Here is a 22,788-nt window from a genome sequence, read left to right as displayed (position 1 = left end):
CGGGTAACTAGACTCGGCGGCGTGCTTATCGGTTCTCATGTTCACGGTGACGACCCGCTCGCTGACGCACAGGCCGACGGCGCCGAGGTCGTGCAGTTCTTCCTCGGTAATCCGCAGAGTTGGAAAAAGCCCAAGCCGCGCGAGGACGCCGAACTGCTCAAGGCGTCGAGCATCCCGCTGTACGTGCATGCGCCGTATCTGATCAACGTCGCGTCGGCCAACAACCGGGTTCGCATCCCGTCGCGCAAGATCCTGCAGGACACCTGTGATGCGGCGGCCGACGTCGGGGCGACGGCCGTCATCGTGCACGGTGGCCATGCCGACGACAAGGACTGGGAGGCGGGCTTCGAGCGGTGGGTCAAGGCGCTCGACTACCTCGAGACCGACGTGCCCGTGTACCTGGAGAACACCGCCGGCGGTGAGCACGCGATGGCGCGGCACTTCGACGTCATCGCCCGGCTGTGGGACCACATCGGCGGCAGGGGCATCGGGTTCTGCCTGGACACGTGCCACGCCTGGGCCGCCGGTGAGGCGCTCATCGACGCCGTCGACCGCATCAAAGCGATCACCGGGCGCATCGACCTGGTGCACTGCAACGACTCGCGCGACGCCGCGGGCTCCGGCGCCGACCGGCACGCCAACTTCGGCACCGGTCAGATCGATCCGCAGTTGTTGGTCGCGGTGGTCAAGGCGGCCGACGCCCCGGTGATTTGCGAGACGGCCGACGAGGGTCGCAAGGACGACATCGCGTTCCTGCGCGAGCACCTCGGCTAGGGCGTCGTGGTCACGATCCGCTAACCGAATCGCCCTCTAACCGCCGGTGACGTCGAGGTGAACTAGATTCAGCTGAGTGGCCGTGCTCGACGAGTCATCTCCTGTGGCGCCGGATGCCCTCAAGCCACCCCAGCCATCCGAGCAGTCCGGCACGCCGACGCGTCGGGCACGTTGGCTCACGATCATCCGGCGCATCGCGGTCGCCATCTGGGCGATCGTGATCGTCTATCGGACCATCACAACCGGTTTCGCGTTCAACCGCGAACTGCTGCTGCTCTACATCGCCACCGGGCTGTTGGTCGCCAGCATCGGGCAGGGCCGTCGGATGCTCTACGTCATTCGCGACTGGTTGCCGTTCGCGCTGGTGCTGATCGCCTACGACCTGAGCAGGGGAGCGGCCGACATCGTCGGGCGACCGACGATGTGGCACTGGCAGATCGATGCCGACCGCTGGCTGTTCTTCGGCACGGTACCCACGGTCTGGCTGCAGGAGCGCCTCAAGTTGCCCCATCCGCCGTGGTGGGAGATCGTCATCAGCTCGGTCTATATGTCGTTCTTCATCCTGCCTTACGTGATCGCGGCGGTGCTGTGGCTGCGCAACCGCGAGGAGTGGAAGGCGTTCGTGCGGTTGTTCGTCGGGTTGTCGTTCGCGGCGTTGGTCATCTACGCGCTGCTTCCCGCCGCGCCCCCGTGGGCCGCCGCGCGGTGCACGGCCGCCGACGTCGAGGGCGGGCCGGCCGGGCCGCGCTGCATGTTCCGGACGGCGCGCGGTGTGGCCGACGGCGGTCTGCTCGGTGCGATGCAGAGCGCCCACGACGGCGCCAACGGCTGGATCGAGCGGATCGTCGGGCGCGGCTGGGGCAAGCTCAACCTGCACTCCGCGAGCGCACTGATCGACCAGGGCCAGTCCAGCGTCAACTTGGTGGCGGCGATCCCGTCGCTGCACGCCGGGCTGTCGCTGGCGATCGCGGCGTTCCTGTGGAACCGTGTGCAGCGCCGCTGGCGGCCGGTGCTGGTGACCTACGTGCTCACCATGGCGTTCACGCTGGTATACACCGCCGAGCATTACGTCGTCGACATCCTGCTGGGCTGGGTGCTGGCCGCGGTCGTCATCACCGCGATCCACCGATTCCAGAGGCTTCGCCTTAGCGCGAGCGACCGCAAAATGTCGGTCGATGGCGGCGTGTCGGGAGCAGACACGGTCGCTCGCGCAGACTGAGCGTGTTACAACGGTTGTGCAGTTGTCGGCGAAAGTGTAATAGTGGTGTCATGCCAGACACGCACGCCGTCACCAACCAGGTCCCCCCGCTTCAGGACTACAACCCGGCGACGTCCCCGGTCCTGGTCGAGGCGCTGATCCGCGAGGGCGGCGAGTGGGGCATCGACGAGATCACCGACCTGGGCGCGCTCTCCGGAAGCGGGCAGGCGCAGTGCTGGGGCGAACTCGCCGACCGCAACCGGCCGATCCTGCACACCCACGACCGCTACGGCCACCGCATCGACGAAGTCGAGTACGACCCCGCCTACCACTCGCTGATGTCGGTGGCCGTCGGTCATGGCCTGCACGCCGCACCGTGGGCCGACGACCGGCCCGGCGCCCACGTCGTACGCGCCGCCAAGACTTCGGTGTGGACGCCCGAGCCGGGCCACATCTGCCCGATCTCGATGACCTATGCCATCGTCCCGGCGCTGCGCCACAATCCGGAGTTGGCTGCGGTCTACGAACCGCTGCTGACCAGCCGGGTGTATGACCCGGAGTTGAAGGTACCCACGATCAAGGCCGGCATCACCGCGGGCATGTCGATGACCGAGAAGCAGGGCGGTTCCGACGTCCGCGCGGGCACCACGGAGGCGACACCGAACGGCGACGGCAGCTACTCGCTGCGCGGCCACAAGTGGTTCACCTCGGCACCGATGTGCGACATCTTCCTCGTGCTCGCGCAGGCACCCGACGGCCTCAGTTGCTTTATGCTGCCGCGGATTCTGCCCGACGGCAGCCGCAACCGGATGTTTCTGCAGCGACTCAAGGACAAGCTCGGCAACCACGCCAACGCCTCGTCCGAGGTGGAGTACGACGGCGCTGTGGCCTGGCTCGTCGGCGAAGAGGGTCGCGGCGTCCCGACCATCATCGAGATGGTCAACCTCACCCGGCTGGACTGCACGCTGGGCAGCGCGACCAGCATGCGCAACGGCCTGGCCCGCGCGATCCATCACGCACAGCACCGAAAGGCATTCGGCGAGTACCTGATCGACCAGCCGCTGATGCGCAACGTGCTGGCCGATCTCGCGGTCGAGGCCGAGGCGGCGACCATCGTCGCGATGCGCATGGCCGGGGCCACCGACGCGGCGGTACGGGGTGATGACCGCGAGACCCTGCTGCGGCGAATCGGACTGGCCGCCAGCAAGTACTGGGTGTGCAAGCGGGCCACCCCGCACGCCGCCGAGGCGATGGAGTGCCTGGGCGGCAACGGCTACGTCGAGGATTTCGGTATGGCACGGCTGTACCGAGAGGCGCCGCTGATGGGTATCTGGGAGGGTTCGGGCAACGTCAGCGCACTGGACACGTTGCGCGCCATGGCGACTCGGCCGGAGTGTGTCGACGTGCTGTTCGACGAGCTCGCCGCTACCGCAGGAGCCGACCCACGACTGGGCGCGCATGTCGACGCCCTGCGAACCGACCTCGGCGATCTGGAGACCATTCAGTACCGCGCCCGTAAGGTCGCCGAGGACATCTCGTTGGCGCTGCAGGGCTCGTTGCTGGTGCGGCATGGACATCCCGCTGTCGCGGAGGCGTTTCTGGCGACCCGGATGGGCGGCGCGTGGGGCGGTGCCTTCGGAACGCTGCCCACCGGACTGGATCTCGCGCCGATCATCGAGCGTGCGTTGGTCAAGGGATGACGCACGCGATCAGGCCCGTCGACTTCGACAATTTGAAAACGATGACCTACGAGGTCACGGATCGGGTCGCCCGCATCACGTTCAACCGGCCGGAGAAGGGCAACGCGATCGTCGCGGACACGCCTTTGGAACTGTCCGCGCTCGTCGAACGGGCGGACCTCGACCCGGCCGTGCACGTGATTCTGGTTTCCGGCCGAGGTGAGGGGTTCTGTGCCGGATTCGATCTCTCCGCCTACGCCGAGGGCTCATCGTCGGCCGGCGGCGGTAGCCCGTACCGCGACACGGTGCTGTCGGGAAAGACGCAGGCCGTCAACCATCTACCGGATCAGCCGTGGGACCCGATGATCGACTACCAGATGATGAGCCGCTTCGTCCGCGGCTTCTCCAGCCTGGTGCACTGCGACAAGCCGACGGTGGTCAAGATCCACGGTTACTGCGTGGCCGGTGGCACCGATATCGCGCTGCATGCCGATCAGGTGATCGCGGCGGCCGACGCCAAGATCGGCTATCCACCCACCCGTGTGTGGGGTGTGCCGGCGGCCGGGATGTGGGCGCATCGACTTGGTGACCAGCGGGCCAAACGCCTTCTGCTGACCGGTGATTCGATCACCGGCGCGCAGGCTGCCGAGTGGGGGCTGGCGGTCGAGGCGCCTTCGCCCGAGAATCTCGACGAGCGCACCGAGCGGTTGGTGGAGCGGATCGCCCGCGTGCCGATCAATCAGCTGATCATGGTCAAACTGGCGATGAACTCGGCGCTGTACTCGCAGGGCACAGCCAACAGCGCGATGGTCTCGACCGTGTTCGACGGTATCGCACGCCACACACCCGAGGGGCACGCGTTCGTCGCGCAGTCCCGAGAACACGGCTTTCGCGAGGCGGTCCGGCAGCGTGACGAACCGTTCGGCGACCACGGCCGCAAGGCGTCCGGCGTGTAATGGCGAACTCGCTGTCGCGGATGACGGCCCGCTCCGTCGTGCTGAGCGTCTTGCTCGGAGCGCACCCGGCATGGGCTACCGCGAGCGAATTACTCAAGCTCACAGCGGACTTCGATATCAGAGAGTCGACTGTGCGAGTGGCGCTGACCCGAATGGTCAGCGCCGGCGACCTGGTGCGTTCGGAGGACGGCTATCGGTTGTCGGACCGCCTGTTGGCGCGGCAACGGCGTCAGGACGACGCGATCAACCCGCGGCTGCGTCCGTGGAGCGGCGACTGGACCACGGTGGTGGTCACCAGTGTCGGCACCGATGCCCGGACCCGCGCAGGGATACGAAGCGCGCTGCAGGACGGCCGGTTCGGCGAGTTGCGCGAAGGGGTGTGGTTACGGCCCGACAACCTCGACACGGCGTTGCCGCCGGAGGTGCTGCGCCGGGTACGGGTGATGCTTGCGCGTGATGCTGAGCCCGCGGAGTTGGTGGCCCGGCTCTGGGAGCTACCGGACTGGATAAGGACCGGGTGCGCTCTGCTCGACGAAATCGGCTCGGCCGTAGACGTTCCCGGTCGGTTCGTCGCTGCTGCCGCGATCGTGCGCCACCTGCTCACGGATCCGGTGCTGCCGACCGAACTACTGCCCGACGACTGGCCCGGAGCCGCGCTGCGCCAGGCGTACAACGACTTCGCCGCGGAGTTGTCCGCTCGGCGTGACAGTCCTGGATTGTCGCTCACGCGACGTGACCAACTGATGGAGGCGACATGACCGGTGGAGTTCGGGTCGAGAAGAACGGTGCCGTCACCACGGTGGTCATGGATCGCCCCGAAGCGCGCAACGCGGTCAACGGCCCGGCGGCTGCGGGGCTGCACGCGGCCTTCGACGATTTCGACAGGGACGACTCGGCGTCGGTCGCGGTGCTGTGTGGCGACAACGGAACCTTCTGCGCCGGAGCCGATCTCAAGGCATTCGGTACGCCCGACGCCAATCCGGTCCACCGCACGGGTCCCGGTCCGATGGGCCCCAGCCGGATGGTGTTGTCCAAACCGGTGATCGCCGCGGTGAGTGGTTACGCGGTCGCGGGTGGTCTGGAGTTGGCGCTGTGGTGCGATATGCGCGTCGTCGAGGAGGACGCGATCATGGGTGTGTTCTGTCGCCGCTGGGGTGTGCCGCTGATAGACGGCGGAACCGTACGGTTGCCGAGGCTGATCGGGCACAGCCGGGCAATGGATCTCATCCTCACCGGCCGCGCCGTCGATGCGGCCGAGGCTTTGGCGATGGGTCTGGCCAACCGCGTGGTGCCGAAGGGAGAAGCTCGGCAGCGGGCCGAGGAACTCGCGGCGGAACTGGCCAAGCTGCCACAGCAGTGCATGCGCGCCGACCGGCTGTCGGCGCTCAACCAGTGGGGCCGTCCGGAGGCCGAGGCGATGGACTTCGAGTTCGGCAGCATGTCTCGCGTCGCGGCCGAATCATTGGCGGGGGCAGCGCGTTTCGCGGCCGGAGCGGGCAGGCACGGCGCCGACGCCTAGCGGCAACTTGTGCACAGTCGCGTCGGCGTGAGCGTGCGCGAAGTGCTGTTTATCGGTGGCGTGTCGTGTGCAAACACGCACGCTCGCGCCAAGAGCGAGGGTCAGCCCTTGGTGATCTTGTTGTTGTTGCCGGTGTCGTTGACCTTCGGATCGCCGTCTCGATAGGTCACCCTGTTGTTCAGGCCGACGACGCTGATCTCCTTGGAGATCCGTTCGAAGTCGACCTTGTTGTCCGCTCCGCCGATGTTCACGTTCGCGCATGTGCCCTTGACGGTCAGCGTGTTGTTCGACCCGCCGATGTTCAGCGATTTGCCGTCGGCGCAGTCGATGTCGGCGGTGGTGCCGAATGAGCCGTAGTTGATCGTGTTGCCGATCTCGACCTGGGCGCCCGAAGTGCCTGCCGTCCCGGTGGGCGTATTGGTGTCGGAGCTTTCGGAGCCGCAGCCGGCGAGCAGCAGCGCGGCGGCGGCGAATCCGGCCGCCGTGATGGAGTAGATACGCATGCTCATGCGGGTACCCGATTGATGCGGTTGGTCATGCCGAGTTCGCGACCGCGGTCCAAGACGACCGGCGCCCCATTCTTGTAGAGCACGGTCTGATCCCAGCCGTAGACCGTCACGTCGTTGACGACGTTGTCGGCCACGACGATGTTGCCGTTGCCCTGCATCGTCACCGCCCAGCAACTGCCCAGTGCGGTGATCTGATTGTTTGCGCCGTTGACGAGCAGCGTGGAGTTCTTGCAGTCGATCGTCTCGACGACGCCGATGCCCGTGATGGTGGTATCGGTCCCCTGGTGGCGACCGACGACGCTGTTGTCGGCGCACTCACGCGCCAACGGGTTGCAGACCACCGGTTCCGCATGCGCGCCGGGAGCGGCGAGGATCAGCGGGGACACCATGGCGGATGCGGCTAGTGACCGGGCGACAACAGTCCACATCATGGGGGAGAGCGTACTTTGCCGGACGCCGGTCTTGGCATGGTTCGCCCGAGTCGCTATCGACGGTCGTGCTGGGTAGCGTGAGCGGCGATGCGCTGGCGGGTCGGTTCGATTGCTGTCGCGGCGGCGGTAGCGGTGTCGACGGCGGCAGGGTGTGCTGAGACCGTCAGGGGAAGCGCGCAACGGGCTTCGTCGGTCGTCTCGGATCCTCAACGCAACTACGGCTACGCCGACGACCGCTGCGCCCTGCTGGACGACGAGACCGTCCAGGAAATCCTGCGCGCCGAGAGCGTCGTGCGGCCCTACAGCGGTGCGGTCTGCCAGTACGTGGCGTTCAGCGGCGACGTGACGATCGACGCGACTTTCTCGTGGTTCGAGACCGGCAGCCTTGACCGCGAACGCGCGCTGGCCGGCGAGCACGGCGCGCAGGTCACCGAGACCGTCGTCGAGCAGCACTCCGCGTTCGAGGCCCGTCGTGACATCACCGGCGCGGCCTGCTCGGCCACCGCCGGGGCTGGCGGCGGAGTCTTGAGTTGGTGGGTACAGTTTCGCGGTCGGTCCGCTGGTGACCCGTGTGTCGCGGCGGAACGGCTCCTGTCGGCGACCCTGAAATCGGAGATGTGACCATGTCCGCCGGCTGGAGGTACCGACTTGTCGCGCTGGCCGCCTGCGGCGCGCTGGTCGCGGCGTGCGGGTCGTCCGACGAGACGCCGATCTCGTCACCGGCGGCCGGCCCCGGCGGCGGCTTCCGCAGTGTCGACTGCAACGGCATCACCGACGCCGACATCGCGGCCGCGGTCGGCTCGGCGCAGTTCACCAAGGCCGTCGTCAGCGACGCCGGCTGCTTCTGGCAGGAGGACACGGTGTTCGGCACCGTGGGCGCGGGCATGGGGATCTCGACCTGGTGGTATCGCGGCAGCGACATGGACACCGAGCGATCGCTGGAACAGCAGGCCGGCCGCACATTGACCGAACTGTCGGTCGACGGGAACAAAGGGTTCAAGGCGTTCGACGCAAATGCGTGCAGTTTCTATGTGGCCAAGGGCGGCGACGTCATCACCTGGTCGACCCAGACGATGAACCCCACAACGCTGCCCGATCTGTGCTCGATTACCGGGCAACTCGCCGAGCTCAGTCAGGAGCGCGTCAACTGAGTCGGTGGAAACTAGAGGTGTTAGTTTTCTCGCGCGGGATCAACTCGGATCCGACGAGACGGCAGGGGGCGACGCGCACATGGCACAGCCCTCGAACGCGTCGGCCAGGCGACCGCACCGGCTCAGCCGCGAATCGATCGTCAACGCCGCGCTGACCTTTCTGGACCGCGAAGGCTGGGACGCGCTCACCATCAACGCGCTCGCCACCCAACTCGGCACCAAGGGGCCGTCGCTGTACAACCACGTCAACAGCCTCGAGGACCTGCGCAGAACGGTGCGGATGCGCGTCGTCGGCGACATCATCGGCATGCTCACCAACGTGGCCGAGGGCCGCACCCGCGACGACGCGGTGACCGCGATGGCCAGTGCCTACCGCAGCTACGCCCACCACCATCCGGGTCGCTATTCGGCCTTCACCCGCATGCCGTTGGGCGGTGACGACCCCGAGTTCACCGAGGCCACCAGGGCGGCGGCTACACCCGTCATCGCGGTGCTGGCGTCCTACGGACTCGAGGGTGAGAACGCGTTCTATGCGGCGCTGGAGTTCTGGTCGGCGATGCACGGCTTCGTGCTGTTGGAGATGACCGGCGCGATGGACGGTGTCGACACTGACGCGGTGTACAGCGACATGGTGATGCGGTTGGCCTCCGGCATGGAGCGCCGGTAGCGCGGAGGAAGGTAACCTGACCTGCGGTTAGGGCGCGGCCGACGGGTTTGGAGCGCCGCCGCTGTGCTGGTATTGTGGACGATCGTGCCTGGCAGATAAGGCGCTTGCATTGGTGTTTCGAGTGCAAGCGCGCCTGCACGCCGGGCTGATTCGCATGTCGCCCTGCCCAATGCCTTGAAATTCCCGGGGCGGGCGCCTGCGACACACCCGATCGCGGGGTACGTGACGGGGGTAAAACTGCAGTACACAGACTTGACCAGAACGAAAAGCAGCAACACAGAAAGCCGGTAGATGCCAACCATCCAGCAGCTGGTCCGCAAGGGTCGCCACGACAAGCCCGCCAAGGCGAAGACCGCGGCCCTCAAGGGCAGCCCGCAGCGTCGCGGAGTGTGCACCCGCGTGTACACGACCACCCCGAAGAAGCCGAACTCGGCGCTTCGCAAGGTCGCGCGCGTCAAGCTGACCAGCGCGGTCGAGGTCACCGCATACATCCCGGGCGAGGGGCACAACCTGCAGGAGCACTCGATGGTGCTGGTGCGCGGTGGCCGTGTGAAGGACCTGCCGGGTGTGCGCTACAAGATCATCCGCGGCTCGCTGGACACCCAGGGCGTCAAGAACCGCAAGCAGGCTCGTAGCCGCTACGGCGCGAAGAAGGAGAAGAGCTGATGCCGCGCAAGGGACCCGCGCCCAAGCGTCCGTTGGTCAACGATCCGGTGTACGGGTCGCAGCTGGTCACCCAGCTGGTCAACAAGGTTCTCCTGGACGGGAAGAAATCACTGGCCGAACGCATTGTCTATGGTGCGCTCGAACAAGCCCGCGAGAAGACCGGCACCGATCCGGTGGTCACCCTCAAGCGCGCCATGGACAACGTCAAGCCGGCTCTCGAGGTCCGCAGCCGCCGCGTCGGTGGCGCCACCTATCAGGTTCCGGTCGAGGTCCGGCCGGACCGTTCGGTGACGCTTGCTCTGCGTTGGCTGGTGAGCTTCTCCAAGCAGCGCCGCGAGAAGACCATGATCGAGCGCCTGGCGAACGAGATCGTCGACGCCAGCAACGGCCTGGGTGCCGCCGTCAAGCGCCGTGAGGACACCCACAAGATGGCCGAAGCAAACCGCGCTTTCGCGCACTACCGCTGGTGACGTACGAAGCTCCGCTTCGTGCGCGGCGCAGCCGCAACCAAGACGAATACAGCCTTTAGTCCGTATTACTTCCCGAAGGGAATCCCGTGGCACAGAAGGACGTGCTGACCGACCTGAACAAGGTCCGCAACATCGGCATCATGGCCCACATCGATGCCGGTAAGACCACGACGACCGAGCGCATCCTGTACTACACCGGTGTCAACTACAAGATCGGTGAGACGCACGACGGCGCTTCGACCACCGACTGGATGGAGCAGGAGCAGGAGCGGGGTATCACGATCACCTCCGCCGCAGTCACTTGCTTCTGGAACGACAACCAGATCAACATCATCGACACCCCGGGCCATGTCGACTTCACCGTGGAAGTCGAGCGCTCGCTTCGGGTTCTTGATGGCGCAGTCGCCGTCTTCGACGGCAAAGAGGGCGTGGAACCGCAGTCCGAGCAGGTCTGGCGGCAGGCCGACAAGTACGACGTCCCGCGCATCTGCTTCGTCAACAAGATGGACAAGATCGGCGCCGACTTCTACTTCACCGTGCGCACCATCGAGGAGCGACTTGGGGCGACTCCCTTGGTGATCCAGCTGCCGATCGGCGCCGAGAACGACTTCATCGGCGTCGTCGACCTGGTCGAGATGAAGGCCAAGGTGTGGCGCGGCGAGACCGCCCTCGGGGAGAAGTATGAGGTCGAGGACATCCCGGCCGAGCTCGCCGAGAAGGCCGAGGAGTACCGGACCAAGCTGCTCGAGACCGTCGCCGAGACAGACGAGGAGCTGTTGGACAAGTACGTCGGCGGCGAGGAGCTCACGGTCGCCGAGATCAAAGCGGCGATTCGCAAGCTGACCGTCACCTCCGAGCTGTACCCGGTCCTGTGCGGCAGCGCGTTCAAGAACAAGGGCGTGCAGCCCATGCTCGACGCGGTCATCGACTACCTGCCGTCGCCGCTAGACGTGGAGTCCGTGCAGGGTCATGTGCCCGGCAAAGAGGACGAGGCCATCAGCCGCAAGCCGTCGACCGAGGAGCCGTTCTCGGCGCTCGCGTTCAAGATTGCGGTGCACCCGTTCTTCGGCAAGCTGACCTACGTCCGCGTCTACTCGGGCACCGTCGAGTCCGGTTCGCAGGTCATCAACTCGACCAAGGGCAAGAAGGAGCGGCTGGGCAAGCTGTTCCAGATGCACGCCAACAAGGAGAACCCGGTAGAGCGGGCCTCGGCGGGGCACATCTATGCCGTCATCGGCCTCAAGGACACCACCACCGGCGACACCCTCTCCGACGCGAACGAGCAGATCGTGCTGGAGTCGATGACGTTCCCCGATCCGGTGATCGAGGTGGCCATCGAGCCCAAGACCAAGAGCGACCAGGAGAAGCTCGGCACCGCGATCCAGAAGCTCGCCGAGGAGGATCCGACGTTCAAGGTCCACCTGGACCAGGAGACCGGCCAGACCGTCATCGGCGGCATGGGCGAGCTGCACCTCGACATCCTCGTCGACCGGATGAAGCGCGAGTTCAAGGTCGAGGCCAACGTCGGCAAGCCGCAGGTGGCCTACCGCGAGACCATCAAGCGCAAGGTCGAGAAGGTCGAGTTCACCCACAAGAAGCAGACGGGTGGCTCGGGCCAGTTCGCGAAGGTGCTCATCGACCTCGAGCCGTTCACCGGCGAGGACGGGGCGACCTACGAGTTCGAGAACAAGGTCACCGGCGGTCGTATCCCGCGCGAGTACATTCCATCGGTCGACGCCGGCGCCCAGGACGCCATGCAGTACGGCGTGCTGGCCGGCTATCCGCTGGTCAACCTCAAGGTGACGCTGCTCGACGGCGCCTACCACGAGGTGGACTCGTCGGAAATGGCCTTCAAGGTCGCAGGTTCGCAGGTGCTCAAGAAAGCGGCACAGGCTGCGCAGCCGGTGATCCTCGAGCCGATCATGGCGGTCGAAGTGACCACACCCGAGGACTACATGGGTGACGTGATCGGCGACCTGAACTCCCGCCGTGGTCAGATCCAGGCCATGGAGGAGCGATCGGGTGCCCGCGTCGTCAAGGCGCTGGTACCGCTGTCGGAGATGTTCGGCTATGTCGGCGACCTTCGGTCGAAGACCCAGGGCCGGGCAAACTACTCCATGGTGTTCGACTCGTACGCCGAAGTTCCGGCGGCCGTGTCGAAGGAGATCATCGCGAAGGCGACGGGGCAGTGAGCATCGACGGCCGCCAGGCCGGAGGAGCGGAGCTGAGCCGGAGCCGAGCAATGTGCGGCGCGAAGGCGACGGGACAGTAACCCCGGTTGCTCCGCGGCGAGAAACAACTGCAAAGATCAACACTGCTTTAGACAAGCACCAACACAGTCCAGGAGGACCACACAGTGGCGAAGGCGAAGTTCGAGCGGACGAAGCCGCACGTCAACATCGGGACCATCGGTCACGTTGACCACGGCAAGACCACGCTGACCGCAGCAATCACCAAGGTGCTGCACGACAAGTTTCCCGATTTGAACGAGTCGCGCGCATTCGACCAGATCGACAATGCGCCTGAGGAGCGTCAGCGCGGCATCACGATCAACATCTCCCACGTGGAGTACCAGACCGACAAGCGGCACTACGCCCACGTCGACGCCCCCGGTCACGCCGACTACATCAAGAACATGATCACCGGCGCCGCCCAGATGGACGGCGCGATCCTGGTGGTCGCGGCGACCGACGGCCCGATGCCCCAGACGCGTGAGCACGTGCTGCTCGCCCGCCAGGTCGGTGTGCCCTACATCCTGGTCGCGCTGAACAAGGCCGACGCGGTCGACGACGAGGAGCTCATCGAGCTCGTCGAGATGGAGGTCCGCGAGTTGCTGGCCGCCCAGGAGTTCGACGAGGAGGCCCCGGTCATCCGCGTCTCGGCGCTCAAGGCACTCGAGGGTGACGAGAAGTGGGTCAAGAGCATCGAAGAGCTCATGGAGGCCGTCGACGAGTCGATCCCGGATCCGGTTCGTGAGACCGACAAGCCGTTCCTGATGCCCGTCGAGGACGTCTTCACGATCACCGGCCGCGGCACCGTGGTCACCGGTCGCGTCGAGCGTGGCGTGATCAACGTGAACGAGGAAGTCGAGATCGTCGGCATCCGCCCCGACACCACCAAGACCACGGTCACCGGTGTCGAGATGTTCCGCAAGCTGCTCGACCAGGGCCAGGCCGGTGACAACGTCGGTCTGCTGCTGCGCGGCATCAAGCGTGAGGACGTCGAGCGCGGCCAGGTCGTCGTGAAGCCCGGCACCACCACGCCGCACACCGACTTCGAGGGCCAGGTCTACATCCTGTCCAAGGACGAGGGTGGCCGGCACACGCCGTTCTTCAACAACTACCGTCCGCAGTTCTACTTCCGCACCACCGACGTGACCGGTGTGGTGACGCTGCCGGAGGGCACCGAGATGGTGATGCCCGGTGACAACACCGACATCTCGGTGAAGCTGATCCAGCCCGTCGCCATGGACGAGGGTCTGCGCTTCGCGATCCGCGAGGGTGGCCGTACCGTCGGCGCCGGTCGGGTGACCAAGATCATCAAGTAGTCATCTGCGTAAAGCGGCGCTCACCTTCGGGTGGGCGCCGCTTTCGTCGTTGTCCATCGGCGCGAGCGCGCATGTTTGCATACGACACACCGCTGTTGAGCGGCATTGTGCGCACGCTCGCGGCGTGTCAACGTCCGCATTCGCGTACCCGTAACGCCCGCCGACGCTCCGCCGATGTACTTCGCGTATGCCCTGGCCGGGGCTGGAAGGGTTGGGTCATGTTCGGTCGTCTCACTGCGTTGGCCAGCGCCACCGCGATTGCCGGCGCAGCCTTCGCCGGCGTCTCTGCAGGCGTGGCCCAAGCCGACCCCGGTTGCCCCGACGTGCACTGGTTCGGTGCGGCGGGCTCGGGTCAGCGCGACGGCGATCTGACCGCAAACGCAGGCATGGGCGACGACATCTACCAGTCCTACCGCGACCTGCAGCAATTGGTGCAGCGCGACGGACGCACCATGACCGCCGAGGCCGTCGAGTATCCGGCCGTTGCGGTTCCCGATGACGGCGGCGGCATCGGGGAGTGGCTCGGCTTCATGGGCAGTGTGGACGCCGGCGCCGCCGCGCTCGGGTCGCAGTACACAGCGTTCACGCAGCGCTGCCCGGAGTCGAAGGTGGTGCTCGCCGGTTACTCGCAGGGCGCGATGGTGGTGCACCGCAATCTGCAAGTGGCCGGCGCGAATCCGAACATGGTGGCCGCGCTGCTGATCGCCGACGGCGACCGCCTGCCCGCAGACCCGACGATCAACATCGGCTCCGTCACGAGCGTCCCGGGCGCCGGAAAGGGCGTCGCCCAGGACTGGCCGATCCTCGCCCGCGCCCCGAAGCCGCTGTCGCCGGCCATCGGTGCCCGCACGATCAGCGTGTGCGAACTCGGTGACGCGGTCTGCGACTACGACCCCGATGCCGAAGAAGTGTCGAAGGTATCGGCTCTCATCCACACCGGTTACACGAGGTCGAGCGGCGGATACCGGTGGACGAAGCCGCTGTATCAGCTTGTCGGACCGGCGCCTTCGGTGCCGGAGGTGCCCGAGGCGCTTCCGATCACACCACTTGGTGCGACGGCACCGATCGCCTGACCGTTCGACGCGCGGTCCACAGCACGACCGCACCGGCGGCGAGGAGCGGTGCCGCAAACACGGCGAGGGCCGCGCTCGGAGCGGTTATTCTGTTGTACTGCAACATCTCCAGCACGGTCGATGACATCGCCACTTCGACGCCGGCCAACGTCGTCGGCCGCATCGATTGCATGAATTCGAAACGCTGCGTGACGACATCACCACGGTGATCAGCTATTGCATGTGGGGCAGGAACACCGGTCGTTTTGCGCGCTGAGCGGTGGAGCGTGCGCAGGAGGTGCATGCGATCAACCTGTTAGTAGTGCCTACGGGGGCGGGCAGCGGCGCGGACCACGACCGGACTAGAACACGTTCCAATTAGGCTGTTAGCCTGTCCGCAGGCTCTCACCTCCGGCGAGCGACCGCGGATGTACGCGCCGGGACGGCGTTTCGGGGTACAGACACGGTCACTCGCGGTGGGGCAGCATCCCGAAAGGAGCAGCCGTGACGGCGACGAACCGCCCCCTGGACGGCCGAGTGGCGTTCATCACCGGCGCTGCGCGCGGACAGGGCAGGGCGCACGCGATCCGGTTGGCCAGCGACGGTGCCGACATCATCGCGATCGACGTGTGTGCCCCGATATCCGAGACGATCACCTACCCGATGGCGACGTCGGAGGAATTGGCCGACACGGTGCGCGCGGTCGAGGCGACGGGTCGCAAGGCGCTCGCCCGCGAGGTGGACATCCGGGACCTGCCCGCGTTGCAGCAGGTGGTGGCCGACGGCGTCGAGCAGTTCGGCAGGCTCGACATCCTGGTCGCCAACGCCGGTGTGCTCAGCTGGGGTCGCACCTGGGAGATGTCCGAGGAGCAGTGGGACACGGTCATCGACGTGAACCTCAACGGGACATGGCGCACCATCCGTGCGGCCGTGCCGGCGATGATCGCCGCGGGCAACGGCGGTTCGATCATCATCGTGAGCTCGTCGGCCGGACTGAAGGCCACCCCGGGCAACGCGCACTATGCGGCGTCCAAGCACGGCCTGACCGCGTTGACGAACTCTTTGGCGATCGAGGCCGGTGAGTTCGGGATCCGGGTGAACTCGATCCATCCTTACTCGATCGAGACTCCGATGGTGGAGAAGGACGCGATGATGGCGATCTTCGCCAAACACCCCGGCTACCTGCACAGCTTCGCGCCGATGCCGTTCAACCCGGTCGACGAGGAGAACAAGGGTCTTCAAGGCTTCATGGAGCCCGAGGAAGTGGCCGACGTTGTCGCGTGGCTGGCCTGTGATCGGTCGAAATCGCTATCCGGAAACCAGATCGTAGTCGACCGCGGCGCGATGAAGCACTGATCAGGCGGCCAGCACCGCGGCGAACCGGCCGACGGCCCAATCGATCTCGGCTGCGGTGATCACCAGCGGTGGGGCGAACCGCAGGGTCGGCCCATGGGTGTCCTTGACCAGCACACCGCGGCGCGCCAAGTGCACGCTGACGTGTTTGGCCGAACCCAACGCCGGATCGATGTCCACCCCCGCCCACAAGCGCTTGCCGCGCACGGCGACGACACCGCGGCCCACCAGCTCACTCAGCCGGCGGCGCAGGTGCTGGCCGAGATCTGCTGCACGTTGCGCTCCGTGCACAGCGACCGAAGCCGTGGCAGGAAGTCGTCGGGCGGAACGATGATCCCGGCCTCGCCCTGGATGGGTTCGACCAGTACCGCGACGGTGTTCTCGTCGATCGCCTTGGTGAATGCGTCGGCGTCGCCGAACGGTGCTGCTCGGAACCCGGGGGTGTAGGGGCCGAATCCGCGCCGGGCGGTTTCGTCGTCGGAGAAGCTGATGATCGTGGTGGTTCGGCCGTGGAAGTTGTTGTGTGCCACCACGATTTCGCCGCACCGGCGGGTATGCCCTTGACGTCGGTGCCCCACTTGCGAGCCACCTTGAGTCCGCTTTCCACCGCTTCGGCGCCGGTGTTCATCGGCAGCACCATGTCTTTGCCGCAGAGCTCGGCCAGCGCCGCGCAGAACGGAGCGAGCCGATCGGAGTGGAAGGCGCGGCTGACCAACGTCACGGTGTCCAGTTGGGCGTGCGCGACGGCGGTGATGTCGGCGTTGCGGTGGCCGAAGTTGACCGCAGAGTAGGCGGCCAGGCAGTCCAGATAGCGGCGGCCCTCCACGTCGGTGATCCATGCGCCCTCAGCGCCGGCGACTACCACTGGCAACGGCGAATAGTTCTGTGCCACAGAGCGATCATCGGTCGCGAGTACAGTCGTCGCTTCCAGCGTCGTCACTGATGCACCTCCAACGTGCAGCACTTGATGGAGCCGCCGCCCTTGAGCAGCCGGAGAGGTCGACGCCGACGGGTACGAACCCGGCGTCGTGCAGTTGGTCGGCGAAACCGATGGCAGATGCGGGCAGCACGACGTTGCGACCGTCGGAGACCGCGTTGAGGCCGAGAACATAGGCGTCGGTGCTGGCGACTTCGATCGCGTCGGGGAACAGCTCCCGCAGCCGAGCCCGTGAGGCGGCGCTGAACGCCGTCGTGCTGACGAAGGTCATCGATCGCGATTGCGGCTGACGGCACGATTGGCCGGGGTGGCGGACAAATCGCCGTGGGCATCGTGTAAGAAACTGCCCATGACCACTTCAGGGGGCATCGTCATCGTGGGCGGCGGACTGGCGGCCGCCCGCACCGCCGAACAGTTGCGCCGGTCCGGGTACGGCGGCCCCGTCACGATCGTCAGCGAAGAGGATCATCTGCCCTACGACCGGCCTCCGCTGTCCAAGGAAGTGCTGCGCGCCGAGACCGACGACGTCACGCTCATGCCCGCGGAGTTCTACGAGGAGAACGACATCGTCGTGCGACTCGGAAACGGTGCACGGTCGATCGACACGGCCGCACAGACGGTGACACTCGCCGACGGCAGCGAACTCGGCTACGACGAGCTCATCATCGCCACCGGCCTGGTGCCCAAGCGCATTGCGTCGTTCCCTGACCTCGAGGGCATTCATGTGCTGCGCAACTACGACGAGAGCGTGGCCCTACGGCAGGAGGCCGGCTCGACCCGGCGCGCCGTCGTCGTGGGCGCCGGGTTCATCGGCTGTGAGGTGGCGGCGAGCCTGCGCAAGCTCGGCGTCGAGGTGGCGCTGGTGGAGCCGCAGCCCGCACCGCTGGCGTCGGTGCTCGGTGAACAGATCGGTACGCTGGTGGCCAGGCTGCACCGCGCCGAGGGGGTCGACGTGCGCTGCGGCGTCGGCGTATCGGAGGTGCGGGGCGGCGATCGAGTCGAGAGGGTGGTGCTCAGCGACGGCGCCGAACTCGAAGCGGATCTGGTGGTCGTGGGTATCGGTTCGCAACCGGCGACCGCGTGGCTCGAAGGCAGCGGCATCGAGGTCGACAACGGCGTCGTCTGCGACAACCACGGCCGTGCGAGCGCACCACACGTCTGGGCGATCGGCGATGTCGCTTCGTGGCGGCACAATCTCGGTCATCAAGTGCGCGTTGAGCATTGGAGCAACGTCGCCGATCAGGCCCGTGTCCTGGTGCCGACGATGCTCGGGCAGGAGCCGCCGACCGCGGTCTCGGTGCCGTACTTCTGGAGCGATCAGTACGACGTCAAGATCCAGTGCCTCGGCGAACCGGAGGCGGGCGACACGGTGCACGTCGTCGCGGACGACGGCCGCAAGTTCCTCGCCTACTACGAGCGCAACGGCGTGGTGGCCGGGGTGGTCGGCGGCGGCATGCCGGGCAAGGTGATGAAGGTGCGCGGCAAGATCGCGGCGCGCGCACCGATCGCCGACCTCCTGGATTGAGCGGTTTCGGTGCGCTACCGATCGCTGCGCGACCAGGAGCGCACCGAAATCCCTAGAGTTCGCCGAGGTAGAAGCGGGTGCCCTGGTCATCGGCGCACAGCGCCGACTTCCCATAGGACTGTTGCGACGGCTCCTCGAGCACGACGCCACCGGCCTCGCGCACCCAAGCCACCGCGGCGTCGATGTCGGCGACGGTCCACATCGGCACGGTCACCGCTTCGGCGTTGCCGCCGGCGCAACCCGACATCGGATGGGCCTCGCGCACGCCCCAGCCGTCATCGACGCGCCCCGGCTCGAACGTCCAGAACAGCACTCGGCTGTAGAACGCCTTGAACGCGCCGGAGTCTGGGACCTGGTAGGTGATATACGAAAGTTCGCCCGGCCCTGTGCCGTTGAGCGCGGGGCGCGGCGTGGCGGGCGCCGGCCGGAACACCGCGAACGCCGTACCGGTGGGATCGGTGGCGTCGAGCACGGTGCCGTAATCGAACTCCTGCGCCTGGCCGACCGCGCCGCCGCCGTCGAGGATGGACCGCTGTGCGCCACCGAGGTCGGTGACGGCGTAGGCGCAGAACAGCGTCGGTGCTCCGGCGACGCTGTGGATGCCGATCCGCTGATCGGTATTGGTCACCCGGCGGGTCGCCGGGTCGTAGACCCAACCCAGCACGTGGCCGTAGAACGCCGCGGCGCGGTCGGCGTCGGGCACCCACACCGCGACGTATCCGACGTCGCCGTGGTGTATCGGCACGGCCGTTCCGGTCGCCGGGCCGCTGAGCATCCAGCGGTGGCCGAACGGATCGACGATCGCGGCGTTGCGCGCCCCGTAATTCTCATACGGTTCGCGCTGCACCTCGGCGCCGCGTTGGCGCGCCCGCTCGAGGACCGCGTCGGTGTCGGGGACCGCCAGCATCAGGCTCACCGAAACCGATTGCGGGACAGGACCTCTGAGGCCGATCTCGGGGTACTCGTCGGCGAGGTAGAGCACACCGTCGCCGATGGCCAGCTCGGCGTGTCCGATGCGGCCGTCATCCATCTCGAAGGGCTCGCCGACCACCGTGGCGCCGAACGCATCGACGTACCAGGCGATCGCCCCGCGCGCGTTGGCGACGGTCAGATACGGCAGCGCGGCGGCGCGCGGCGGCGCCGTCGGGGCCGTCGGTTCGGTCATTTCGGCGATGGCGGTATCGGTACCACTCATTTGCACTCCTTGCGTCCGGTTAGGCAGTGACAGGGCCGACTCCAGGCGTGCCCGCAGCCGGGCGGCGAACGCGGGGTCTGGTGCGACCGGAAGCTCGTCGCCGTGCAGCACGTCCAGCGGATCGTGGCTGTTGTTCACGACTTCCTCCCTTCCGGGTAGTGAGCGCGAAAAGCCCTGCGGGCGCGCACCAGCAGCGCCTCGGTGGCGTACACGGTGCGACCGATCAATTCCGCGCACTCGGGCACGGTGCAGTCGTCCATGTAGCGCAACGCCAGCACGGTGCGGTGCTGCTCGGTCAGTCTGGCCAGCACACTCTCGGCGACGATGCGGTCCAGTTCGGCGTCCCAGTGGTCGGATTCCTCGCGCTCGGGCACCTCGGCGACGGGAACGCTGAACCGGTCGTGGCGGCGGCGGTAGTGGTCCGCCAGCTTGTGGCGCGCCACCCCGAGTAGCCACGGCACAGACAGCGGCGGTGGAGCGGACTTTCTGGCGGCGTCCATCGCCGCCAGAAAGGTCTCCGACGTCAGGTCTTCGGCGGTTCCACGGTCACCACAGCGGCGGACGAAGTATCCGTACACAACCGGTAGCGCGTCGTCATACAGCGCCAGCAGTGCCCGTGGAGCGTCGGTGCCATTCGGTTCGGCGCTCACACCCTTATCGTCGCCGTCGCGTGCCGAACTCCGACGGGTCAATGCGAAAAACTTTTCATCCTCTGGTGAGCGCTCATCCCGGTACGCATTTCGGGGCTCAAACCGTACGTGGGTGAGCGCTCGCGAAATGGGGGGCTCGCGGAGATAGGGCGCTCAGCCCCGGTATCCAGGCGTCCACCGCACGTCGGTGACCCGCTGTGCCAGCTCGTCGTGGCCGCGATCGGGCGCGACCCCGTCCGCGACGGCCTGCGCGGCGACTGCGAGCGCAATCCGCCCGGCGATGTCGGGAACGTCGGACCACGCGGGCAGCAGCGGTGCGTTCGGGTCGCCGAGGGCGGGGGAGGCGTCGCCGAGCGCAGCGGCGGCGGTCCGCATCATCTCCTCGGTCACCCGGGTTGCCTGTGCCGCGGTGACCGCCAACCCGATCGCCGGGAAGATGTAGGCGTTGTTGCACTGGGCGACGGGGCACTCGACGCCGTCACGCTTCAACGTGAACGGCGAGCCGGTCGCGATCAACGCGCGTCCGCCGGTCCACCTGTCGAGCTCGGCGGGATGGGCTTCGGCGCGGCTGGTCGGATTCGACAGCGGGAAGATGATCGGCCGGTCGACCTTGGCGGCGAGCTCTCGCACCAGTGGCTCGGTGAAAGCGCCTGCGGTGGTGGATAACCCAAGTAACACACCAACGTCGACGTGGTGGACGACGTCGGCCAGCTGGGCGGGTCCGGACAGGCCCCAACCCGCGGTCCGGCCCGCGGGCTGGGCGAACTGCCGTTGCCCGGGGGACAGGTCCGTACGGTCGTCGGTGAGCAGTCCGTCGATATCGACGACCCAGATCTGCGCCGACGCCTGCTGCGCGCTCAGCCCCTCGGTGACCATCTGACGGTGCACCATCTTGAGCACCCCGATGCCCGCCGAGCCGGCACCCAGTGACACCACGTGCTGTTGGGACAGCGGTCGGCCGGCGACCTTGGCGGCGCCGTGCAGTGCACCCAGCGTGACGGCGGCGGTGCCCTGGATGTCGTCGTTGAAGGTGAGCAGCTTGTCGCGATAGCGCTCGAGGATCGGCAAGGCGTGCGCGGTGGCGAAATCCTCCCACTGCAGCAGCACGTCGGGCAGTTCCTCGTGCACCGTGGTGACGAAATCGTCGATGAACGAGTAATACTCGTCGTCGTCGATCCGGCGGTGCCGCCAGCCCAGATACTGCGGGTCCTCGAGCAGTTCGACGTTGTCGGTGCCGACGTCGAGCAGGATCGGCAGCGTGCGCGCCGGGTCGATGCCCCCGATCAGCGTGTACAGCGAGAGCTTTCCGATGGGAATACCCATACCGCCGATGCCCTGATCGCCCAGGCCGAGAATGCGCTGGCCGTCGGTCACCACGATGACGTCCACCTCCGGGCGGGGGCGGTTGCGCAGCACCTCCCGCAGTGAATCGCGGTCCGGGTAGGAGACGTACAACCCACGCGGGCGCTGGTAGATCTCGCTGAACCGTTGGCACGCCTCCCCGACGGTCGGGGTGTACACGATCGGCATGGTCTCGGCGATGTGGTCGCGCAGCACCCGGTAGAACAGCGTCTCGTTACGGTCCTGCAGGCTGCGCAGATAGATGTGTTTGTCGAGCGGCTCGCGACGCCTGCTGAACTCACGCCACGAGTGTTCGGTCTGCTGGTCGAGAGTCTTCTCGGCGGTGGGAAGCAGCCCCAGTAAACCGAATTCGCGGCGTTCTTCATGAGTGAAGGCCGTGCCCTTCGTCCACAGCGCATCGAACAACAGGTCCTGTCCCGTCTTCTTCTCCGGCATGCGCTTCCTTTCCGCGACGGTCCAAAGCTATCGCGGCACCGCGGTTCAGCGATCGAGGGCCCACAGCCCGTCGGCGACGGTGTCGAACGCCGCACCCAGCGCCTGATCCAGCGGAACCGATTCGTCGGCCAGCCAGTGCTCGTATGCCGAGAGCGCGGCGCCGAGCATCGTCCATGCCACCGTCTGCGGCACCAGATCGCTCGCCTTGGCCTTCAGTCGCTTGGCGACGAACGCCGCGACCACGCCTCGCCAGCCGGCGTACATGGTCATCGAGTACGCCTGCAGCGCGGCGGTCTCCAGGATGACCCGCATGCGCCGACGGTGCCGCGCCGTCTCCGCCGCATCGAAGGTGTTGAACGCCAGCAACGCCGTGCGCAGGGCCGCACCGATCGGCACCTCGGGGTCGACGTCGGCCAGCAGATCCCGCATATGGGCCAGGTGCGCGTCGAAATCACCCCAGGGCAGGGCGTTCTTGGACGGGTAGTAGCGGAACAGCGTGCGCCGGGCGATGCCCGCGGCCGCGGCGACGTCCTCGACGCTGACGTCCTCGAAGCCGCGGGCGGCGAACAGGTCGATGGCCACGTTGCTGATGTGGTCCCACGTCGTCGAGCGCCGGCGGCCCACCCGGTGCTGGTCCGGCCCCATCGGGGGTCCCCTTTCCATTTAGGCACTCGATGCCATATTATTGCGACCTCGATCACAGTTGTCGAGA

23 protein-coding genes and 2 pseudogenes are annotated in these 22,788 nt (G+C 66.9%); 16 read left to right on the top strand and 9 right to left on the bottom strand.

Going from position 1 to position 22,788, the window contains the following annotated elements; genetic code table 11:
- Nucleotides 1-21: 21 nt before the first annotated feature.
- The 6 genes from QGN32_RS07220 to QGN32_RS07195 all read left to right on the top strand — a co-directional run bounded on the left by QGN32_RS07220 (nucleotide 22) and on the right by QGN32_RS07195 (nucleotide 6,126).
- The gene (locus tag QGN32_RS07220) at nucleotides 22-774 is read left to right on the top strand and encodes a deoxyribonuclease IV (RefSeq protein ID WP_326547925.1); all 753 of its coding nucleotides are present in this window, start codon (nucleotides 22-24) and stop codon (nucleotides 772-774) included.
- A gap of 76 nt (nucleotides 775-850) precedes the next feature.
- Nucleotides 851-1,993 carry a phosphatase PAP2 family protein gene (locus QGN32_RS07215; RefSeq protein ID WP_442791792.1) on the top strand — a complete coding sequence of 381 codons (1,143 nt, stop codon included), beginning with the start codon at nucleotides 851-853 and terminating at the stop codon, nucleotides 1,991-1,993.
- 50 nt (nucleotides 1,994-2,043) lie between these two features.
- Nucleotides 2,044-3,672 carry an acyl-CoA dehydrogenase family protein gene (locus QGN32_RS07210; RefSeq protein ID WP_326547924.1) on the top strand — a complete coding sequence of 543 codons (1,629 nt, stop codon included), beginning with the start codon at nucleotides 2,044-2,046 and terminating at the stop codon, nucleotides 3,670-3,672.
- The gene (locus QGN32_RS07205) at nucleotides 3,669-4,607 is read left to right on the top strand and encodes a crotonase/enoyl-CoA hydratase family protein (RefSeq protein ID WP_326547923.1); all 939 of its coding nucleotides are present in this window, start codon (nucleotides 3,669-3,671) and stop codon (nucleotides 4,605-4,607) included. Before QGN32_RS07210 ends, QGN32_RS07205 begins: the two co-directional genes overlap by 4 nt.
- Nucleotides 4,607-5,365: a PaaX family transcriptional regulator C-terminal domain-containing protein gene (locus QGN32_RS07200; RefSeq protein ID WP_326547922.1), complete on the top strand. Its 759-nt coding sequence runs from the start codon at nucleotides 4,607-4,609 to the stop codon at nucleotides 5,363-5,365. Before QGN32_RS07205 ends, QGN32_RS07200 begins: the two co-directional genes overlap by 1 nt.
- Nucleotides 5,362-6,126, top strand: coding sequence for a crotonase/enoyl-CoA hydratase family protein (locus tag QGN32_RS07195; RefSeq protein WP_326547921.1), 765 nt, complete (start codon nucleotides 5,362-5,364; stop codon nucleotides 6,124-6,126). Before QGN32_RS07200 ends, QGN32_RS07195 begins: the two co-directional genes overlap by 4 nt.
- Before the next feature lie 101 nt (nucleotides 6,127-6,227).
- Here the strand turns inward: QGN32_RS07195 and QGN32_RS07190 are convergent, their stop codons facing one another.
- Both QGN32_RS07190 and QGN32_RS07185 read right to left on the bottom strand, forming a co-directional pair.
- Entirely contained in the window at nucleotides 6,228-6,629 is a 402-nt protein-coding gene (locus QGN32_RS07190; protein ID WP_326548972.1) for a DUF3060 domain-containing protein, read from the bottom strand.
- 2 nt (nucleotides 6,630-6,631) lie between these two features.
- A complete protein-coding gene (locus tag QGN32_RS07185) occupies nucleotides 6,632-7,066 on the bottom strand; it encodes a DUF3060 domain-containing protein (protein ID WP_326547920.1) in 435 nt (144 codons plus the stop codon).
- An 87-nt stretch (nucleotides 7,067-7,153) separates the two neighbouring features.
- Between QGN32_RS07185 and QGN32_RS07180 the strand changes: the two genes are divergently transcribed.
- The 8 genes from QGN32_RS07180 to QGN32_RS07145 all read left to right on the top strand — a co-directional run bounded on the left by QGN32_RS07180 (nucleotide 7,154) and on the right by QGN32_RS07145 (nucleotide 14,640).
- Nucleotides 7,154-7,687 (top strand): DUF3558 domain-containing protein, encoded by a 534-nt coding sequence (locus tag QGN32_RS07180; protein ID WP_326547919.1) that lies wholly within the window; start codon nucleotides 7,154-7,156, stop codon nucleotides 7,685-7,687.
- 2 nt (nucleotides 7,688-7,689) lie between these two features.
- Nucleotides 7,690-8,217, top strand: coding sequence for a DUF3558 domain-containing protein (locus QGN32_RS07175; protein WP_326547918.1), 528 nt, complete (start codon nucleotides 7,690-7,692; stop codon nucleotides 8,215-8,217).
- A 79-nt stretch (nucleotides 8,218-8,296) separates the two neighbouring features.
- Nucleotides 8,297-8,884 (top strand): TetR/AcrR family transcriptional regulator, encoded by a 588-nt coding sequence (locus tag QGN32_RS07170; RefSeq protein ID WP_326547917.1) that lies wholly within the window; start codon nucleotides 8,297-8,299, stop codon nucleotides 8,882-8,884.
- Nucleotides 8,885-9,175: 291 nt separating this feature from the next.
- Nucleotides 9,176-9,550 (top strand): 30S ribosomal protein S12, encoded by a 375-nt coding sequence (gene rpsL, locus QGN32_RS07165; protein ID WP_064345572.1) that lies wholly within the window; start codon nucleotides 9,176-9,178, stop codon nucleotides 9,548-9,550.
- Complete coding sequence (gene rpsG, locus QGN32_RS07160; RefSeq protein WP_326547916.1) at nucleotides 9,550-10,020, top strand: 30S ribosomal protein S7; 471 nt, start codon at nucleotides 9,550-9,552, stop codon at nucleotides 10,018-10,020. Before rpsL ends, rpsG begins: the two co-directional genes overlap by 1 nt.
- 86 nt (nucleotides 10,021-10,106) lie before the next feature.
- Nucleotides 10,107-12,212 (top strand): elongation factor G, encoded by a 2,106-nt coding sequence (gene fusA, locus QGN32_RS07155; protein WP_326547915.1) that lies wholly within the window; start codon nucleotides 10,107-10,109, stop codon nucleotides 12,210-12,212.
- A gap of 164 nt (nucleotides 12,213-12,376) precedes the next feature.
- A complete protein-coding gene (gene tuf / locus QGN32_RS07150; RefSeq protein ID WP_326547914.1) occupies nucleotides 12,377-13,567 on the top strand; it encodes an elongation factor Tu in 1,191 nt (396 codons plus the stop codon).
- A gap of 218 nt (nucleotides 13,568-13,785) precedes the next feature.
- On the top strand, nucleotides 13,786-14,640 hold the full coding sequence (locus tag QGN32_RS07145) for a cutinase family protein (protein WP_326547913.1): 855 nt from the start codon (nucleotides 13,786-13,788) through the stop codon (nucleotides 14,638-14,640).
- Here QGN32_RS07145 and QGN32_RS07140 read toward each other — a convergent pair.
- On the bottom strand, nucleotides 14,606-14,923 hold the full coding sequence (locus QGN32_RS07140) for a hypothetical protein (RefSeq protein WP_326547912.1): 318 nt from the start codon (nucleotides 14,921-14,923) through the stop codon (nucleotides 14,606-14,608). The genes QGN32_RS07145 and QGN32_RS07140 overlap by 35 nt on opposite strands.
- 200 nt (nucleotides 14,924-15,123) lie before the next feature.
- On the opposite strand from QGN32_RS07140, the gene QGN32_RS07135 reads away from it, so the two are divergent.
- Nucleotides 15,124-15,975: a mycofactocin-coupled SDR family oxidoreductase gene (locus QGN32_RS07135; RefSeq protein WP_326547911.1), complete on the top strand. Its 852-nt coding sequence runs from the start codon at nucleotides 15,124-15,126 to the stop codon at nucleotides 15,973-15,975.
- Here QGN32_RS07135 and QGN32_RS07130 read toward each other — a convergent pair.
- Nucleotides 15,976-16,912 (bottom strand): annotated as a pseudogene (locus tag QGN32_RS07130) (aminotransferase class III-fold pyridoxal phosphate-dependent enzyme).
- A pseudogene (locus tag QGN32_RS07125) lies at nucleotides 16,909-17,159 on the bottom strand (dimethylargininase); the annotation flags it as partial. The pseudogenes QGN32_RS07125 and QGN32_RS07130, both read right to left, overlap by 4 nt.
- A gap of 99 nt (nucleotides 17,160-17,258) precedes the next feature.
- On the opposite strand from QGN32_RS07125, the gene QGN32_RS07120 reads away from it, so the two are divergent.
- The gene (locus QGN32_RS07120) at nucleotides 17,259-18,434 is read left to right on the top strand and encodes an NAD(P)/FAD-dependent oxidoreductase (protein ID WP_326547910.1); all 1,176 of its coding nucleotides are present in this window, start codon (nucleotides 17,259-17,261) and stop codon (nucleotides 18,432-18,434) included.
- Nucleotides 18,435-18,486: 52 nt separating this feature from the next.
- Here the strand turns inward: QGN32_RS07120 and QGN32_RS07115 are convergent, their stop codons facing one another.
- The 4 genes from QGN32_RS07115 to mftR all read right to left on the bottom strand — a co-directional run bounded on the left by QGN32_RS07115 (nucleotide 18,487) and on the right by mftR (nucleotide 22,721).
- On the bottom strand, nucleotides 18,487-19,767 hold the full coding sequence (locus QGN32_RS07115; RefSeq protein ID WP_326547909.1) for a VOC family protein: 1,281 nt from the start codon (nucleotides 19,765-19,767) through the stop codon (nucleotides 18,487-18,489).
- Nucleotides 19,764-20,279 carry an RNA polymerase sigma factor gene (locus QGN32_RS07110; protein WP_326547908.1) on the bottom strand — a complete coding sequence of 172 codons (516 nt, stop codon included), beginning with the start codon at nucleotides 20,277-20,279 and terminating at the stop codon, nucleotides 19,764-19,766. The genes QGN32_RS07115 and QGN32_RS07110 overlap by 4 nt, the downstream gene beginning before the upstream one ends.
- 153 nt (nucleotides 20,280-20,432) lie before the next feature.
- Nucleotides 20,433-22,076 (bottom strand): NAD-dependent malic enzyme, encoded by a 1,644-nt coding sequence (locus tag QGN32_RS07105; RefSeq protein ID WP_326547907.1) that lies wholly within the window; start codon nucleotides 22,074-22,076, stop codon nucleotides 20,433-20,435.
- A 45-nt stretch (nucleotides 22,077-22,121) separates the two neighbouring features.
- Nucleotides 22,122-22,721, bottom strand: a complete 600-nt coding sequence (gene mftR, locus QGN32_RS07100) for a mycofactocin system transcriptional regulator MftR (protein ID WP_326548971.1) — start codon at nucleotides 22,719-22,721, stop codon at nucleotides 22,122-22,124.
- Nucleotides 22,722-22,788 lie beyond the last annotated feature (67 nt).

The organism is Mycolicibacterium sp. ND9-15 (assembly GCF_035918395.1).
Taxonomy (GTDB): domain Bacteria; phylum Actinomycetota; class Actinomycetes; order Mycobacteriales; family Mycobacteriaceae; genus Mycobacterium.
The sequence above is the reverse complement of the archived record's forward strand: the minus strand, read 5'-3'. Positions and strand labels throughout refer to the sequence as shown.